The 15,797-nt window shown below is 62.7% G+C and carries 19 protein-coding genes; 5 read left to right on the top strand and 14 right to left on the bottom strand.

Annotation, left to right across the window (positions count from 1 at the left end):
- Nucleotides 1–358 precede the first annotated feature (358 nt).
- Nucleotides 359–2,230 carry a TonB-dependent receptor domain-containing protein gene (locus ACZ889_RS06660; protein ID WP_476257255.1) on the top strand — a complete coding sequence of 624 codons (1,872 nt, stop codon included), beginning with the start codon at nt 359–361 and terminating at the stop codon, nt 2,228–2,230.
- On the opposite strand, the gene ACZ889_RS06655 is transcribed toward ACZ889_RS06660, so the two are convergent.
- The 12 genes from ACZ889_RS06655 to nrdR all read right to left on the bottom strand — a co-directional run bounded on the left by ACZ889_RS06655 (nt 2,208) and on the right by nrdR (nt 10,962).
- Nucleotides 2,208–3,020 (bottom strand): cobalamin-binding protein, encoded by an 813-nt coding sequence (locus ACZ889_RS06655; protein WP_003255386.1) that lies wholly within the window; start codon nt 3,018–3,020, stop codon nt 2,208–2,210. The genes ACZ889_RS06660 and ACZ889_RS06655 overlap by 23 nt on opposite strands.
- Complete coding sequence (locus ACZ889_RS06650) at nt 3,020–3,439, bottom strand: hypothetical protein (protein ID WP_003255388.1); 420 nt, start codon at nt 3,437–3,439, stop codon at nt 3,020–3,022. Before ACZ889_RS06650 ends, ACZ889_RS06655 begins: the two co-directional genes overlap by 1 nt.
- Complete coding sequence (gene ribA, locus ACZ889_RS06645) at nt 3,436–4,053, bottom strand: GTP cyclohydrolase II (protein ID WP_003255389.1); 618 nt, start codon at nt 4,051–4,053, stop codon at nt 3,436–3,438. Before ribA ends, ACZ889_RS06650 begins: the two co-directional genes overlap by 4 nt.
- Before the next feature lie 181 nt (nt 4,054–4,234).
- Complete coding sequence (locus ACZ889_RS06640; protein WP_003255390.1) at nt 4,235–4,978, bottom strand: substrate-binding periplasmic protein; 744 nt, start codon at nt 4,976–4,978, stop codon at nt 4,235–4,237.
- 16 nt (nt 4,979–4,994) lie between these two features.
- Nucleotides 4,995–5,498: a phosphatidylglycerophosphatase A family protein gene (locus tag ACZ889_RS06635; RefSeq protein WP_003255391.1), complete on the bottom strand. Its 504-nt coding sequence runs from the start codon at nt 5,496–5,498 to the stop codon at nt 4,995–4,997.
- Nucleotides 5,495–6,463: a thiamine-phosphate kinase gene (thiL, locus tag ACZ889_RS06630; protein WP_476257254.1), complete on the bottom strand. Its 969-nt coding sequence runs from the start codon at nt 6,461–6,463 to the stop codon at nt 5,495–5,497. Before thiL ends, ACZ889_RS06635 begins: the two co-directional genes overlap by 4 nt.
- 18 nt (nt 6,464–6,481) lie before the next feature.
- The gene (nusB, locus tag ACZ889_RS06625; protein ID WP_003255393.1) at nt 6,482–6,982 is read right to left on the bottom strand and encodes a transcription antitermination factor NusB; all 501 of its coding nucleotides are present in this window, start codon (nt 6,980–6,982) and stop codon (nt 6,482–6,484) included.
- Nucleotides 6,979–7,455 carry a 6,7-dimethyl-8-ribityllumazine synthase gene (gene ribH / locus ACZ889_RS06620; protein ID WP_003255395.1) on the bottom strand — a complete coding sequence of 159 codons (477 nt, stop codon included), beginning with the start codon at nt 7,453–7,455 and terminating at the stop codon, nt 6,979–6,981. The genes nusB and ribH overlap by 4 nt, the downstream gene beginning before the upstream one ends.
- Nucleotides 7,456–7,546: 91 nt before the next feature.
- Nucleotides 7,547–8,638, bottom strand: a complete 1,092-nt coding sequence (gene ribBA, locus ACZ889_RS06615) for a bifunctional 3,4-dihydroxy-2-butanone-4-phosphate synthase/GTP cyclohydrolase II (RefSeq protein WP_003255398.1) — start codon at nt 8,636–8,638, stop codon at nt 7,547–7,549.
- Nucleotides 8,639–8,656: 18 nt separating this feature from the next.
- Complete coding sequence (locus tag ACZ889_RS06610) at nt 8,657–9,322, bottom strand: riboflavin synthase (protein ID WP_003255399.1); 666 nt, start codon at nt 9,320–9,322, stop codon at nt 8,657–8,659.
- 42 nt (nt 9,323–9,364) lie between these two features.
- Nucleotides 9,365–10,495: a bifunctional diaminohydroxyphosphoribosylaminopyrimidine deaminase/5-amino-6-(5-phosphoribosylamino)uracil reductase RibD gene (gene ribD / locus ACZ889_RS06605; RefSeq protein WP_019750311.1), complete on the bottom strand. Its 1,131-nt coding sequence runs from the start codon at nt 10,493–10,495 to the stop codon at nt 9,365–9,367.
- Between the two features lie 2 nt (nt 10,496–10,497).
- Nucleotides 10,498–10,962, bottom strand: a complete 465-nt coding sequence (gene nrdR, locus ACZ889_RS06600; protein WP_003255402.1) for a transcriptional regulator NrdR — start codon at nt 10,960–10,962, stop codon at nt 10,498–10,500.
- A 106-nt stretch (nt 10,963–11,068) separates the two neighbouring features.
- Between nrdR and ACZ889_RS06595 the strand changes: the two genes are divergently transcribed.
- From ACZ889_RS06595 to trxA, 3 genes are read left to right on the top strand one after another with little or no spacing between them, the layout of a single operon-like run.
- Complete coding sequence (locus ACZ889_RS06595; protein ID WP_047605326.1) at nt 11,069–11,515, top strand: YbaY family lipoprotein; 447 nt, start codon at nt 11,069–11,071, stop codon at nt 11,513–11,515.
- Between the two features lie 3 nt (nt 11,516–11,518).
- Nucleotides 11,519–12,175, top strand: a complete 657-nt coding sequence (locus ACZ889_RS06590; protein ID WP_180688921.1) for a class I SAM-dependent methyltransferase — start codon at nt 11,519–11,521, stop codon at nt 12,173–12,175.
- 31 nt (nt 12,176–12,206) lie between these two features.
- Entirely contained in the window at nt 12,207–13,079 is an 873-nt protein-coding gene (gene trxA, locus ACZ889_RS06585; RefSeq protein WP_180688922.1) for a thioredoxin, read from the top strand.
- 61 nt (nt 13,080–13,140) lie between these two features.
- Here trxA and ACZ889_RS06580 read toward each other — a convergent pair whose 3' ends face one another.
- Nucleotides 13,141–14,655, bottom strand: a complete 1,515-nt coding sequence (locus ACZ889_RS06580) for a hypothetical protein (protein ID WP_180688923.1) — start codon at nt 14,653–14,655, stop codon at nt 13,141–13,143.
- A 77-nt stretch (nt 14,656–14,732) separates the two neighbouring features.
- On the bottom strand, nt 14,733–15,092 hold the full coding sequence (locus ACZ889_RS06575) for a hypothetical protein (RefSeq protein WP_180688924.1): 360 nt from the start codon (nt 15,090–15,092) through the stop codon (nt 14,733–14,735).
- A gap of 129 nt (nt 15,093–15,221) precedes the next feature.
- On the opposite strand from ACZ889_RS06575, the gene ACZ889_RS06570 reads away from it, so the two are divergent.
- Nucleotides 15,222–15,797, top strand: coding sequence for a DUF2796 domain-containing protein (locus tag ACZ889_RS06570; protein WP_110745240.1), 576 nt, complete (start codon nt 15,222–15,224; stop codon nt 15,795–15,797).

The following is a 15,797-nucleotide window of genomic DNA, read 5'->3' as shown; positions in this document are numbered from 1 at the left end:
CCAGCAGGCCCGGCCCTTTCGCGGGTGAACCCGCTCCTACGATGGCCTGCGCCCAATCACCGATGTGTGCCCACTGTAGGAGCGGGTTTACCCGCGAATACGGTAGCGGCAACAACGGTGAACGGCGGGTGAAAATTGGCCTGCAGGCCCGGCCCTTTCGCGGGTGAACCCGCTCCTACGACGGCCTGCGCCCGATCACCGATGTGTGCTCACTGTAGGAGCGGGTTTACCCGCGAATACGGTAGCGGCAACAACGGTGAACGGCGGGTGAAAATTGGCCTGCAGGCCCGGCCCTTTCGCGGGTAAACCCGCTCCTACGGGGACAGCACAGTGCTGTGGAAATCCTTTGGAACTGCCCATGAAAAAATTAGCCTGTACCACGATTCTCTGTGCCCCTACATTCCTTCTGGCCGCTGAGCGCGACGACGCCCTCAAACTCCCCGACGTGCTGATCAGCGCCAGCCGCCAGGTCGAATCGCGTACAGCCACCAGTGCAGCCAACACGGTTTTCACCCGCACCGACATCGACCGCCTGCAACCCTCCAGCGTCACCGACTTGCTCTCCCGCGTGCCGGGCGTGCAAGTAGCACCTACCGGTGGCCGTGGTAGCCTGCCGGGCATCTTTATCCGTGGCACCAAGGCCGCGCAAAGCCTGGTGCTGGTCGATGGCGTGCGCATCGCCAATGCCACCTCGGGCGACAGCGGCCTGCAGTTTCTGGACATCGACCAGATCGAGCGCATCGAAGTACTGCGCGGCTCGCGCTCAGCGGTGTACGGCAGCGATGCCATTGGCGGGGTGATCCAGATCTTCACCCGACGCAGCAGTGGCCCCGGTCTGCAGCCACGCCTGCGCATGGCCGCCGGCAGCAACCAGACATTCCAACGCAGCCTGGGGCTTTCTGGCGGCAACGACACGACCCGCTTCAACCTTGGCGCCAGCCTGGACGAAACTGCCGGCATCGACTCGACCGGGCCATCCTTCGACAGTGATGGTGACCACGACGCCTACCGCAACAAGGCGTTGAACCTGAGCCTGAGCCACACCTTCGGTGAGCGCTTCGAGGCCGGCTTGAACCTGCTCGACAGCCGTGGGCGCAGCGAGTACGACAACCCGTTCGGCGGCTTCGACCCCGTTACCTTCGAGAGCTTCGGTCAACAACCCTACACCGACTTCAGCGTCAGCAGCCTGGGCAGTTACGTTGACGTTCAGGTCACCGAAACCTGGCATTCACGCCTTGAACTGGCCCATGGCGAGAACCGAGACGACAAACGCGACAAGCTCAGCGCTGAGCGTTTCGTGTTCAACACCTACCGCGATCAGGCCACCTGGCAGAACGACCTGGCCCTCGGCGAACAGCACACCATATTGATCGGTGGCGACTGGTACGAAGACCGCGTACACGGCAGTACCGACTTCACTGAGGACAGCCGCTGGAACCGTGCCGTGTTCGCCCAGCACCGCTACCAGGGCGAGCAGATTTCCACTGAGCTGGGCGTGCGCCATGACCGCAACCAGCAGTTTGGTGGCCAGACCACCTGGAGCGGCAGCCTGACCGTACCGCTGGACGCGCACAACGATGTGCTGCTGTCCTACAGCGAAGGCTTTCGCGCGCCAACGTTCAACGACCTGTATTACCCACAGTTCAGCAACCCGAACCTGGACCCAGAGCACTCCAGAAGCTACGAGCTGCAATGGCGCAGCCAGCTGACTGCAGAGAGCCGGCTGGAGACTTCGCTGTACCGCACCGACCTGCGCGACGCGATCATCTTTGGCCAGGACTCGATACCCCGTAACGTCGCCTCGGCACGAATCAATGGCGTGGAAATGGCGCTGGCGCAGCAATGGGGCGCCTGGCACAGCCAGCTTGGCCTGGCGCTGACCGACCCACGCGACCGCGACACTGGCCACACCCTCGCCCGCCGCGCCCGCCGCACCTTGAGCCTGGACCTGGACCGTGAGTTCGGGCGTTTCAGCGTGGGTGCCAGCTGGCAGGCGGTCAGCAGCAGTTATGACGATGAGGCCAACCGTAACCGCATCGGTGGCTATGGCCTGCTAGGTTTGCGCGGCAGTTGGGCGGCTAACGACGAACTGAAACTCGAAGCCAAGCTGGATAACCTGCTGGACCGCAGCTACAGCCGCGCCCTTTATAGCTACGAGGGTGCGTATCACCCTTACCGCGAAGAGGGCCGCACTGTGCTCTTCAGCATCACCTGGACACCGGCGCTTTAGCGTCCAGCAACGCACACAAGCGGGCGGTGGCTTCGATCATCTGCCCGCTGGGGCGCTCCAGCCCTTTGTCCGGCACCACCAGCAGGCGCCCATCAGCCACCGCTCGAATCTGCGGCCAAGCCTTCCAGCTGGCCAGTTGCGCCTCATCAGCTGCCAGGATGACCTGCGGATTACGCTGCAGCACGGACTCCACATTCACCTGTGGCGCCGGCTGGCCAAGGTCGGCGAACACATTGCGCGCCCCGCACACGGCCAGGGCGTCGGTCACGACCTGTCGGCCACCGAGCGTGTACAACGGCCGATCCCAGACTTGATAAAACACCTGCAAGGGTTCGTCACGCCGATACTGCTGGCGCAGCTGCTGCAGCCGCTCACGCAGGGCTCGTGCGTAGGAATGGCCTTGCTCGGCACGCCCGATACGCCCGGCAATGGCCTCGATCTGCTCGATCAGCTGGCTGATGTCGTGGGGTTCGGCGCTGAAGGTGGCCATACCCAGGCGCTTGAGTTGGTCGCGCTGGGCCGGTGGCACACTGCCTGGCCACAGCAGCAACAGGTCGGGGCGCAGGCTGAGCAGGCGCTCCATGTCCAGTTGCCCTTGGCGCCCGACCGAAGGCAAATGGCGCAGCGCAGCCGGCCGTTCGCCACCGTCGAGCACGCCCACCAGCAGGTCGTCTGCCTGCAGCTCAAGCATGATCTCGCTCATCGAGGGGGCCAGACTGACGACACGCAGCGGTTCTGCAGCCAGTACAGTGCAGGCGAACAACGCCAGCAGGCCAGGTAGCAGTCGCATCAGCCCAGCTGGCGCGGAATGCGATAGAGGTACAGCACTACAACGGTAGACAATGCGAGGAGGATCTGCGGCACTGCCTCCAGACCGACCAGCACCGACAGTGCGGCGACCCAAGCCGGGAAGCAGGCATACAGCATGGCCATGCGCCGCACCCGCGCCAGTTCGATCCAGGCAGCGGCTTCTTCGCCCGTACCGAGCACCTTTGAGGTGGCGATAAGTGCGCGCTTGTAGGCACCGAAGCGCGGCAGGCTGAGGAACATGGTGGCCGCACCGGCGATGAACAGTGGCATGGCCAACACCGGGATCAGTGCATCACCGCCCCCAAAGGCCCAAGCCATGACTGGCAGCGGCACCAGGCCCACCGCCAGGTACTGCCACCAGGCCAGCGCCAGGCGCCGCTTGACCTCGGCGCGAGTCACGCCTGGGGCACCTCGCCCTGGTGTTCGTTGCCCAGCATGTGGCCCAACTTGCCGGCCTTGGTCGCCAGGTAGTAGCGGTTGTGCGGGTTATGCCCGGTGTGCAGCGGCACACGCTCGGCAACCACGATGTTCATGTCGGTCAGGGCTTTGACCTTGCGCGGATTGTTGGTCATCAGGCGCAGCGACTTCACGCCCAGGTGCTCGAGCATCGGCAGGCATATGGCGTAGTCACGCTGGTCGGCAGCGAAGCCCAGGCGTTCGTTGGCTTCGACGGTGTCGGCGCCACCATCCTGCAGCTCGTAGGCGCGGATCTTGTTCAGCAGGCCGATGCCACGGCCTTCCTGACGCAGGTACAACAGCACCCCACGGCCTTCGCGGGCGATGGCCTGCAGCGCGGCTTCCAGCTGCGAGCCGCAGTCGCAGCGCTGGCTGAACAGTGCATCGCCGGTCAGACACTCGGAATGCAGGCGCCCCAGTACCGGCTGGCCGTCCGCGATATCACCCAGGCTGAGCACCACATGCTCACGGCCTGTGGCTTCGTCGAGAAAGCCATGCATGGTGAAGGTCGCGAAGGGCGTCGGGAGTTTAGAGGCGGCAACAAAGACGACGGGCACGTTGTGCTCCTGGAATAAGTAGGAAATTTCTCGTGGGCCGATTGTATCAGCAGGTTGGGGGATGTGGGCTGGCTGTATACGGTGGCTTAAGATCGAAAAGTTCGATACTTATTAAAAAGCCATCGCTCAATCACAAGCCCGCTGCCACAGGGGGCCGCGATGTACCTTGGTGTATTCAGCCTCAGTGCGGGTGACTACCGGCGTTGAACGGATAGGGCTGTTTCCAGTGCTCGAAAATCGGTTTCAGTTCGCCGCTACGCACCAGCTCCTTCATGCGCTTGTCGAACAGGTCGCACAGGGCCTTGGCCTGGTCGTTACGGGCAAAAGCCAGGTACAACGGCAACTCGGCCACGTGGGTACGGCGGAAGCGCTCAGGCTGGGAGGCTTGCCCTAGCACGTAGTCGACCTCGGTCAGTGCGTCGATGTAGTAGTCCACCCGGTCGTGCTCGAGCATCGGCAAAATGCCCTCGCGACGCTGGATTTCGCGGAATTCGTGCACATTGGGCAAGTAGCTGCCGTAATCATAACCACGCACCCAAGCCAACCGGTACTTGCCGATGGTATCCAGGGTAGGCGCAGGTTTGCTGGCCAGCCCCAGGGCATAAATGTGGTCCATGTCGAAGTGCCAGCGCGGGTACAGGTTGTCGTCGTTCTCTTCCTTGTACGAGCCAACCCAGGCATCAGCCTCGCCGCGCTTGACCAGGCCAACCGCCCGGCTGTAGGGCGCGCTCTGGGTAACCACCTCGACGCCGGCCGGCTCGAACACTTTGCGCAGCACATCCCAGGCCACCCCGGTACCGTCGGCATTGGTGTAGTCGAGCCACTCCTCGCTAACCAGATGGATCTGTTTCGGGATACCCTCGGCAGCCGTTACCCACGGGGCAATACTCAGCAGCATTGCCAGCAGTACAGTCCTTACGGCCATTCACGCACTCCCTGTTTCAGGCAACCGCCCACACCAGAACCTGCATGCCCAGCCAGGCAAACACGCCGGCCAGGATATCGTCGAGCATGATGCCGACGCCCCCGTGCACATGACGATCGATCCAGCGGATCGGCCACGGCTTGAGGATGTCGAAGAAGCGGAACATCAGGAACCCTGCCAACAGCCACTGCCAGCCCTCCGGCACCAGCCAGAGGGTGATCCACATGCCGACAATCTCGTCCCAGACAATGCCTTCATGGTCGTGTACACGCAAGTCATTGGCAACTTTGCCGCACAACCAGAAGCCAAACAGCATGCTCACGCCGAGCAACAGCCAGTATCCCCAGTCGGGCAACATCTGCCAAAGCGGGATAAACGGTATGGCCACCAGCGAGCCCCAGGTACCTGGCGCCTTGGGCAAGGTGCCAGAACCGAAGCCAAAAGCGATGAAGTGCCACGGGTTGCGCCAGACCGAAGGCGGAACGAACTCCGCAGGCACCTGGTTGGGGTGATCGGTCACGGTCTCTCCCTAAAGTGTTGATAGCCCCGCTGGACGGGGGTTATGTCCTGGCCCTGCGCGTCGCGCAAGGTCACGCCTTGCCCTTCGAGCACACGACCGACGGTATGCACTTCGATAAAATCGAAGGCTGCCAAGGGCGCCAGCGCCTCGGGTGGCAAGGTGAAGGCCAGTACGTAATCGTCGCCACCGGTAAGCGCCGCCTGCACGGCTGCTTCACGGCCGAGGAAGGCCTCCAGAGCAGGAGACACTGGCACTTGCGCCAGGTTCACCTCCAACGCGACACCGGATGCCTTGGCAATATGCCCACAGTCGGCGAGCAGCCCGTCGGAGATGTCCAGCGCCGCCGTGGCCCGGCCACGCAGCAGGGCACCGAGGGTGAGCTGCGGCATCGGTGACCAGTAATGGGCCAGCAGCGGCTCGGCCTGCGCGGCAGGCGCCTCGCGCTCGCCCAGCACCAAGGGCAAGGCACCGGCGGCCTTGCCCAGCGAACCGCCGACACACAACAGGTCACCCGGCCTTGCACCGCTGCGGCGCAAGGCCTGGCCAGCCGGCACGCGGCCGAACACGGTGACGGTGATACTCAAGGGGCCGCGCGTCGTGTCACCACCGATCAGGCTCATGCGGCAACGGTGGGCCATGCGACCAAGGCCGTCGGCATAGGCCGCCAGCCAGTCAGGGCCAACGTCAGGGAGGGTCAGTGCGAGGGTAAAGCCGATTGCAATCGCGCCCATGGCTGCCAGGTCACTGGCCGCCACAGCCAACGATCGCTGGCCAAGCAGCAACGGATCGCAAACAGCAGGAAAGTGCACCCCGGCGACCAGGGTGTCGGTCGACACCGCCAGTTGCTCACCGGGGGGAAGGTCCAGCAGGGCACAGTCGTCGCCGATACCCAGCGCCACGCCCTCGCCACCCTGCGCACAGGGCGCAGCGGCGAAGTAATGGTTGATCAGCTCGAACTCACCCATGACCAGGCAGCGCCAGGATCAGCGCTTGTTCGCCTTGACTTCTGCTTCACGCAGCGCCGGGGCTAGCTTGTCGAGCACGCCGTTGACGAACTTGTGGCCGTCAGTGGCACCGAAGACCTTGGCCAGCTCCACGCCTTCGTTGATCACGACGCGGTACGGCACGTCGACGCGTTTGATCAGTTCCCAGGTGGACAGACGCAGCACGGCCAGCTCGACCGGGTCGAGCTCTTCCAGTGCGATGGTCATGCAAGGCACCAGCGCTTTGTCGATTTCGCCCTTGATTGCCGGGACCCCATGCAGGATCTCGCGGAAATAGGCACCGTCGACATCGGTGAAATCGTTATCCACCCGGAACTGCGCTTCGATCTCGTTCAGCGAATGCTGGGCCATGTGCCACTGGTAGAGGGCCTGGGTCGCGAGCTTGCGGGCTTCGCGGCGCTTGGCGCTCTTCGAGGGCTTGCCGGCATCCGCAGGTTTTGGATCGCGCGGGTTGAAACGATCGCTTTCGTCGCTAATCACTTGGCCTCCAACTGCGCCAGCAGGCTGACCATTTCCAGTGCGGACAGGGCAGCTTCAGCACCTTTGTTGCCGGCTTTGGTGCCAGAACGCTCGATGGCTTGCTCGATGGAGTCGACGGTCAGTACGCCGAAGGCCACCGGAACACCGAACTCCATGGACACCTGGGCCAGGCCCTTGGTGCACTCGCCCGCCACGTATTCGAAGTGCGGGGTACCGCCACGAATCACGGCGCCCAGGGCGATGATCGCGTCGTAGGCGCCTTGCTGGGCGACCTTCTGTGCTACCAGCGGGATCTCGAATGCACCCGGGGCACGGATGATGGTGATGTCGCTTTCGCTGACACCGTGGCGTACCAGGGCATCAACGGCACCGCTTACCAGGCTTTCGACAACGAAGCTGTTGAAGCGGCCAACCACCAAAGCATAGCGACCTTTGGGGGCGATGAAGGTACCTTCGATGGTCTTCAGGGTCATTCCGATATTCTCATCTTCAAGAGCGAGGCCGCATACAAGCGGCCTCGACAGGGGTCTGGACTCGAGCAGAGGGCGTCAATGCCGCCTCAAGTCACTCGGAGGGCACGTATTCTACAACTTCCAGATCGAATCCGGATATCGCGTTGAACTTCATCGGCGAACTCATCAGGCGCATCTTGCGCACACCGAGGTCGCGCAGGATCTGCGAACCGGCACCCACAGTGCTGTAGGTGGTCGGTGCCTTGGCCGGCGCATCGCCCGCGCTTTCGCGGATGTGCGCAAGCAGCACGTCGCCGTCCAGCGGGTGCCCCAGCAGCAACACCACGCCACTGCCGGCTTCGGCCACTGCGGCCATGGCCGCGCGCAGGCTCCAGCGGCCTGGCTGCTTGACCAGCAGCAGGTCACGCAGTGGGTCCATATTGTGTACCCGTACCAAGGTCGGCTCTTCGGCGCAGATCTTGCCCAGGGTCAAGGCCATGTGCACGTCGCCTTCGACCGCGTCACGGTAGGTGACCAGGTTGAACTCACCCAGCTCGCTCTCCACCGATTGCTCGGAAACACGCTGCACGGTGCGCTCGTGGATCATGCGGTAGTGGATCAGGTCGGCAATGGTGCCGATCTTCAGGCCGTGCTCGGCGGCGAACACTTCCAGTTCGGCGCGGCGCGACATGGTGCCGTCGTCGTTCATCACTTCGCAGATCACGCCACTTGGCTCGAAACCGGCCATGCGCGCCAGGTCACAGGCGGCTTCGGTGTGGCCGGCACGCGCCAGCGTACCGCCTGGCTGGGCCATCAGCGGGAAGATGTGACCAGGGCTGACAATGTCTTCGGCCTTGGCGTCCTTGGCAGCAGCAGCCTGCACAGTGCGGGCGCGGTCGGCGGCGGAAATACCGGTGGTGACGCCCTCGGCGGCCTCGATCGACACGGTGAACTTGGTGCCGAAGCCCGAGCCGTTGCGCGGTGCCATCAACGGCAGCTTCAGCGTTTCGCAACGCTCGCGGGTCATCGGCATGCAGATCAGGCCACGGGCATGCTTGGCCATGAAGTTGATGTGCTCCGGCTGGCAGCATTCGGCCGCCATGATGATGTCGCCTTCGTTCTCGCGGTCTTCGTCATCCATCAGGATGACCATTTTGCCCTGGCGGATGTCTTCGACCAGTTCTTCGATGCTGTTGAGCGCCACGCGGCACCCCCTTCTCAATCAGGATTTCAAGAAGCCATTGGCGGCCAGGAAGCTTTCGGTAATGCCACTGCCCTTGCTCGGTTCGGCGGCCTTGTCACCCAGCAGCAAGCGCTCCAGGTAACGGGCCAGCAGGTCGACCTCAAGGTTTACCCGACGCCCTGCACGGTAATCGGCCATGATGGTTTCGGACAGAGTGTGCGGGACAATGGTCAGCTCGAACTCGGCGCCATTGACCTCATTGACCGTCAGGCTGGTGCCGTCGACGGTGATCGAACCCTTGTGGGCGATGTACTTGGCCAGTTCCTTCGGTGCACGCACGCGGAACTGGATGGCGCGGGCGTTATCGCTGCGCGAAATGATTTCGCCAACCCCGTCGACGTGGCCGCTGACCAGGTGCCCGCCCAGGCGGGTGGTGGGGGTCAGGGCTTTTTCCAGGTTGACCTTGCTGCCGCTCTTGAGGTCGATGAAGGCGGTGCGCTTGAGGGTTTCGACGCTGACATCGGCCCAGAAGCCGTCACCCGGCAGCTCTACGGCCGTGAGGCATACACCGTTGACGGCGATGCTGTCGCCGAGCTTGACGTCCCCCAGGTCGAGCTTGCCGGTTTCTACGTAGACGCGCACGTCACCACCCTTGGGAGTCAGGCTGCGGATGGTGCCGATGGATTCGATGATGCCGGTGAACATGGGGTCTTCCTCAAAAACGGTTTGCGCGGGGCAAGCCCGGCATTATACGCCGGGCGCCGGCAGGGGGATGGCCGTGACCCGCCAGTCATCGCCCACTGCGCGCATTTCGGTAATTTTCAGCCGTGGTGCTTCGCTCATCTTGTCCATCGGCCAGTCCAGCAGCGGCCGGGCCTGAGAGCCGAGGAAGGTGCCAGCGACGAACAGCTGGTACTCGTCGACCAGGCCTTGCCGTGCGAAGGCACCGACCAGGCCGGCACCGGCTTCCAGCAGGATTTCGTTGACGCCGCGGGCAGCCAGGGCGCGAAGCAGCGCCGCCAGGTCGACCTGGCCATTGTCGCCCGGCAAGCTGAGCAATTCGTGGCCGGCAGCGGCATAGCGCGGGTCATCTGCGACAGCAGTCACCACCAGAGCCGGGCCGGCCTGGAAGAATGGCGCCGCCAGTGGCAGGCGCAGACGGCCATCGACCAGCACCCGCAAGGGTGTGCGGCTAAGAGCCAGGGCAGTAGTTTCGGCATCCAGGCCCAGCTCGGCACCACGCACGGTCATGCGTGCGTTGTCTGCCAGCACGCTGGCGGCGCTGGTCAGCACCACGCTGGAGCGGGCGCGCAAGCGCTGCACGGCTGAGCGCGCGGCCGGGCCGGTGATCCATTGGCTTTCACCACTGGCCATGGCGGTGCGGCCGTCCAGGCTCATGGCCAGCTTGGCGCGAACGAACGGCAGGCCGTGCTCCATGCGCTTGAGGAAGCCTGGGTTGAGGGCGCGGGCCTCGGCTTCGAGCACTCCGCTGGCCACTTCGATTCCGGCTTCGGCCAGGCGCCGCAGGCCCTGTCCCGCCACTTGCGGGTTAGGGTCCTGCATGGCTGCGACTACACGCGCCACGCCGGCCTTGACCAGTGCTTCGGCACACGGTGGCGTACGGCCATGGTGGCTGCATGGTTCCAGGGTGACGTAGGCACAAGCACCGCGGGCAAGTTCACCGGCCTGGCGCAGAGCATGCACTTCGGCATGGGGCTCGCCGGCGCGCACGTGCCAGCCTTCACCGACCACTTCGCCATCGCGCACGATCACGCAGCCTACGCGCGGGTTCGGGTGGGTGGTGTACAGGCCTTTACGCGCCAGCTCCAGCGCGCGGGCCATGTAGTGAGCGTCGAGAATGGCAGCTTGGCTGGGCATGTTCACTCTTTAGCTGGCTCACGGGCCAGGCGGTCGATTTCTTCGCGGAACTCGTCGAGGTCCTGGAAGCGCCGGTACACCGAAGCAAAGCGGATATAGGCCACTTCATCGAGTTTGCGCAACTCGGCCATGACCATTTCACCGACCACCAGCGATTTGACTTCGCGCTCGCCTGTGGCACGCAGCCGGCTCTTGATGTGCGCCAGCGCAGCTTCCAGGCGCTCGACGCTGACCGGACGCTTTTCCAGGGCCCGTTGCATACCAGCGCGCAGCTTTTCTTCGTCGAAGGGCTGGCGCGTGCCGTCCTGCTTGATCAGCCGGGGCAGCACCAGCTCGGCGGTTTCGAAGGTGGTGAAGCGCTCGCCGCAGGCCACGCATTCACGGCGGCGGCGCACCTGCTCGCCCTCGGCGACGAGGCGAGAGTCGATGACCTTGGTGTCGTTGGCACCGCAAAAGGGACAGTGCATGGTGGCAGGCAACAAAAAAAGGGAGGGCCATGGTAGCGCATTGCACTGGCAAGACAAGCCAAAGGGGTTAACATCCATGGGAAATATGCCCGTGAAGGACTCCCCCATGCACTACCGAGCGCTCGTCGTGCTGTGCTGCGCCGCTTTGCTTGCCGCCTGCGGCAGCGACAGGCCAAAGACCGACAACCCGGCGCCCGCGCCAGCCCCCTCGGCCAAGGCCGAAGTACTGGGCCCGTTGCCGGCCTACCAGCGCGAGCTGAGCGGCACTTTGCTGGAAATTCCGGCGGGTGCCGAGGTGGAACTGGCCTTGCTGGTGATCGACGAACGCGACCGCCCGCAGCGCCTGCTGGCCAGCAGTAATCTGACCGGTACCGGCCAGGCACTGCCCTACCACCTGCGCTTCAACCCCGAAGCCTTCCCGCCCGGTGCCCGGGTCGAACTGCGTGGCCGCGCCAGCAACTCCGGCCAGCTGATCATGCACCTGCCCCCGGTGCGCATTACCCAGGCACAAACCCAGGCCACCGGCCCGCTGCGTTTCGAGAAGGCGCCTTAAGTGATGCCGCTGGCTCTGCAACAGGCCCTCAGCGGCCTGATCGGCGAAGCGCGCCTGGTCGTCAGCGAACTGCCCGACTGCGACCTGAAGTTGTGGCTGATCGACGACCAGAACATGGACCGCGCCTTCAGCAGCGAAGAAACCCGGCGCATTCTTGAAGACCCGCCTTACTGGAGCTTCTGCTGGGCCAGTGGCCTGGCCATGGCCCGCTACCTGGCCGAGCGCCCGGAATGGGTCGCCGGCAAGCGGGTGCTGGACTTCGGCGCCGGCTCGGGTATCGCCGGCATTGCTGCAGCGCGCGCGGGTGCGTTGGAGGTAGTGGCCTGCGACCTTGACCCACTGGCACTCGATGCCTGTCGTGCGAACGCTGAACTGAACGGTGTGGAACTGAGCTACAGCGAGGATTTCTTCGCCGAAGATGACCGTTTCGACCTGATCCTGGTTGCCGATGTGCTGTACGACCGCGCCAACCTGCCGCTGCTGGATGCCTTTCTTGGCCGTGGGCGCCAGGCGCTGGTGGCCGATTCACGGGTACGCGACTTCCGTCACCCGCTGTACCAGCAACTGGGCGTGCTCGAGGCGCTGACCCTGCCAGACCTGGCCGAGCCGCACGAATTCCGCCGGGTCAGCCTGTACCACGCCAGTCGCGAGCCTTTATAGTGGTGCTATTCACGGATTTGCGAGAGTCGCGATGAGTCAGGAAACGCCGTACATCTTCGATGCCACCGATGCCACCTTCCAACAGCTGGTGATCGAAAACTCCTTCCACAAGCCGGTGCTGGTGGACTTCTGGGCCGAGTGGTGCGCGCCGTGCAAGGCACTGATGCCGTTGCTGGCGAAGATCGCCGAGGGTTACCAGGGCGAGCTGCTGCTGGCCAAGATCAACTGCGACATCGAGCAGCAAGTGGTAGCCCAGTTCGGCATACGCAGCCTGCCGACCGTGGTGCTGTTCAAGGATGGCCAGCCGGTCGACGGTTTTGCCGGAGCACAGCCGGAATCAGCGATCCGCGCCATGCTCGAGCCGCACGTGCAACTGCCCGCCGCCCCCACTGCTTCGCCACTGGAGCAAGCCAAGTCGCTGTTTGCCGAAAGCCGCTTTGCCGAGGCCGAAGCCCTGCTGCAGGCACTGCTGGGTGAAGACAACAACAATGCCGAGGCGCTGATTCTGTACGCCCGCTGCCTGGCCGAGCGTGGGGAGCTGGGCGAAGCCCAAGTGGTGCTGGATGCCGTCAAGACGGATGAGCACAAGGCCGCGCTGGCCGGCGCCAAGGCCCAGCTGACCTTCCTGCGCCAGGCTGCCAGCCTACCGGAAGTGGCCGACCTGAAAAGCCGCCTGGCGCAAAACCCGCAGGATGATGAGGCGACCTATCAGCTGAGCATTCAGCAACTGGCACGCCAGCAGTACGAGCCAGCTCTGGACAGCCTGCTGAAGCTGTTCCAGCGTAATCGAAGCTACGAGAACGGGTTGCCGCAGAAGGCGTTGTTGCAGGTATTCGAATTGCTGGGTAACGATCACCCGCTGGTCAATGCCTACCGCCGCAAGCTGTTCGCTGCAATGTATTGACAACCGACACCGGGGGCGACTGCCTGGCATCAGGCAGCCGCTTCAACGGGTTCTACATGCCTCAGGCAATACCAAAGCTTAAAACAGTCTCCGCATCAACAAGCGGGACGGGTAAGACCAGCACTGCCCAGATATGCTCATTCCGTGTATCGTGCGCCCGTACAATACAATAGGGTTCATCTCCAAAGGGCTCTATCGCGCCGCCGCCAGTGATAAAGCAGTTATGTCCATTCCATGAAATGTTGCTCAAAGGGACTGCAACTTCTTCGTTACCTACTTGATAGCACAATTTCAAACTTATAACGCCCCCCCACAGCGCCGCACGAAAGTAACCGCTCGGCGCGCCTCGCAGGACGACAATCGTGGACGTAAAGTTACTGGATGCCACGCTCGCCTGAACCACGCAATATTCGCAGACCCGCTCGATACCACGGGTTTCCTGCTCCGCAGATTCAGCGTCGTCATGATTGCTGCGTGATAGCCAGTTGCGGGGTATGAACGTGCACGCCCAACCCTCTGGATCTACCCGCCCGTCGTATTGACTCCACCAGAGGGGCGGCTGATCGATGGCACCACTGGGCAAAAGTTTTAGCGTTACTGTGTCACTGCCATTTATTACCCGCACCAAGGGGGTAAGGCCAAAATGCTCACCTTCAACTTCGGGCTGTGCGAGTGTGCGCACATTCGTTTGAGGCTCATAGGCGCTCTTCACGATGGCGCCATCCCACTGCCAGGCCCCACCACGCATTAGCCCCGCTGGGAGCAAAAGGCTGGGGCAGTCATGGATATCTTGCTCGTTCAGTGATGAGTAACGTCTCGAATCAAGGAGGATGGACACCCCTGCCCTTGATTCAGGAATAGGCGGATAGGTATTCGGAAACACACCGCGACCGTTCCGCTCAACCAAAGGATGCAGAGCAATCCACGTCGACTCTGGGTCTACTGAGCGAAGCTGAAAATGCAGGGGCTTGAGTACATTATCGCTCAGTGGATGGATTCGATCCAACTGGATGAATTTATCGGAATCAGCACGCCCCCTGAAATACAGGGCATAGGGCAACGCCCCCAGCTCATCACGGAGCGAGCCGTCATACGTACTGGAAAGATAGAATACGGGGTTGTTAGCCCATCCTAGTGTTACCCCACCCTCACTTTCATATACACCAACGTTGGAATCGATGTCTATTTCCAGGCAAAGCTCAATGCCCTGCTCCTCCAGGATGTGCCGCACTTCGGTAACCATTCTTTTAGGCGCACCTAGTGATCGGTACAGGTGAAGATTTACGCAGGAAAGGATTTTCCGCCTAACCACCAGCCGGGCTGGCCGGCCTTCACCGCCGAGCATCTGCAATCTTGACGGCCCCAAGGCGCAGCGATAGAACTCTGTCGTTTGCGTTGATGTTTTGATTTCAAACTCGATATTCGCTGAGGTGAACCCTAGGCCTTGCGGCGCAAGCACATGAGCATTCCAATATCGATTGAACTCAACCCTATTGAAAAACAGTATGAAAGGCCAGCCGTAGAGGTTGTCTACACCTGAGAGCGTTTCTCCACTTACGACTTCGTTGATATCCACTTTGGCCACCGGTGATATTGACGTGCTGGTAACTTGTACCAGCACGTCAATACTTCGCAACTGGCAAAAATGACAGGTCAGTCGGCCTTGCCTGGGCCAACCCAATGGTAAACCGGCGCATCACCGGCGCTCTCCACCCTCACATCCGGACTATGTCGCAGCCTGACCAACAGTCGTTTACCCGCGCCGACACTACCTACCAGCGCCTCCAGTTGCTCCAGCAACTGGGGGCCTCTGAGATGCCCTGCCTGCTGCAGTAGCTCACGCGCACGTGCCCACTGCCCATCTTCCTGACCAGGCACAGCAGTGATCATCGGGGCTGCTTCTGCAGTCACTTCCTGTCTCGGCACTTCTCGCCCCAGCTGCGCCCACTCTTCAGGCGCCAGCTCAATGGTCAGGTCCACCGGCCAGTCACCAATCTGTCCACGAATTCTCACGATGCATCCTTTGAACAAGGTCAATGCACCCATGCTACAGGAACATGAAACCTGCACCACCCAGGCTGGCAGCCGGCAGAAAATTTGTTATAACATAACTCAATATTACAGCCCGCCTCGGAGTTGTCCATGCGTCGCCTGCTACTCGCCCTGTCCCTCGCCTTGCTGCCACTAGCCGTGGCCCATGCCCACGATGACCATGATCACGATCACGCCCATGGGACTCTTGGCGCCCATGAGCATGGCGTGGCCAAGCTCAACGCCGTGCTCGATGGCAATACCCTGGAGCTGGAACTGGACAGCCCGGCCATGAACCTGGTCGGCTTCGAGCATGCCGCCAGCAGCGATGCCGACAAGGCCAAGGTCGCCGCCGTGCGCCAGCAACTGGAACAACCCCTGAAGCTGTTCGGCCTCGCGGCGGCCGCAGGCTGCAAGGAAGACCAGCAGGAACTGGAAAGCCCGCTGTTCGGTGACGCCGCCAAAGCGGACGACGACGGTGACGAGCATGAGAAAGGCCACGTGCACAGCGACATCAATGCCCACTACCAGCTGACCTGCGCCACCCCGGAAAAACTGGCCCAGATCGACCTCACCCCGCTGTACAAGACCTTCCCGGCCACGCAGAAAATCAATGTGCAACTGATCGGCCCGAATGGCCAGAAAGGCGTCGAGACCTCGCCAGCCAAGGCTGTGGTCGCCTTCTGA

It is taken from the genome of Pseudomonas sp. TE3895 (assembly GCF_056278855.1).
This window is presented reverse-complemented; position numbering and strand designations above follow the sequence as displayed.

Coding starts and splice junctions, on each gene's coding strand:
- ACZ889_RS06660 (WP_476257255.1), top strand. CDS start 359: ATGAAAAAATTAGCCTGTACCACGATTCTCTGTGCCCCTACATTCCTT.
- ACZ889_RS06655 (WP_003255386.1), bottom strand. CDS start 3,020: ATGCGACTGCTACCTGGCCTGCTGGCGTTGTTCGCCTGCACTGTACTG.
- ACZ889_RS06640 (WP_003255390.1), bottom strand. CDS start 4,978: ATGGCCGTAAGGACTGTACTGCTGGCAATGCTGCTGAGTATTGCCCCG.
- thiL (WP_476257254.1), bottom strand. CDS start 6,463: ATGGGTGAGTTCGAGCTGATCAACCATTACTTCGCCGCTGCGCCCTGT.
- ribH (WP_003255395.1), bottom strand. CDS start 7,455: ATGACCCTGAAGACCATCGAAGGTACCTTCATCGCCCCCAAAGGTCGC.
- ACZ889_RS06610 (WP_003255399.1), bottom strand. CDS start 9,322: ATGTTCACCGGCATCATCGAATCCATCGGCACCATCCGCAGCCTGACT.
- ribD (WP_019750311.1), bottom strand. CDS start 10,495: ATGCCCAGCCAAGCTGCCATTCTCGACGCTCACTACATGGCCCGCGCG.
- nrdR (WP_003255402.1), bottom strand. CDS start 10,962: ATGCACTGTCCCTTTTGCGGTGCCAACGACACCAAGGTCATCGACTCT.
- ACZ889_RS06595 (WP_047605326.1), top strand. CDS start 11,069: ATGCACTACCGAGCGCTCGTCGTGCTGTGCTGCGCCGCTTTGCTTGCC.
- ACZ889_RS06590 (WP_180688921.1), top strand. CDS start 11,519: ATGCCGCTGGCTCTGCAACAGGCCCTCAGCGGCCTGATCGGCGAAGCG.
- trxA (WP_180688922.1), top strand. CDS start 12,207: ATGAGTCAGGAAACGCCGTACATCTTCGATGCCACCGATGCCACCTTC.
- ACZ889_RS06570 (WP_110745240.1), top strand. CDS start 15,222: ATGCGTCGCCTGCTACTCGCCCTGTCCCTCGCCTTGCTGCCACTAGCC.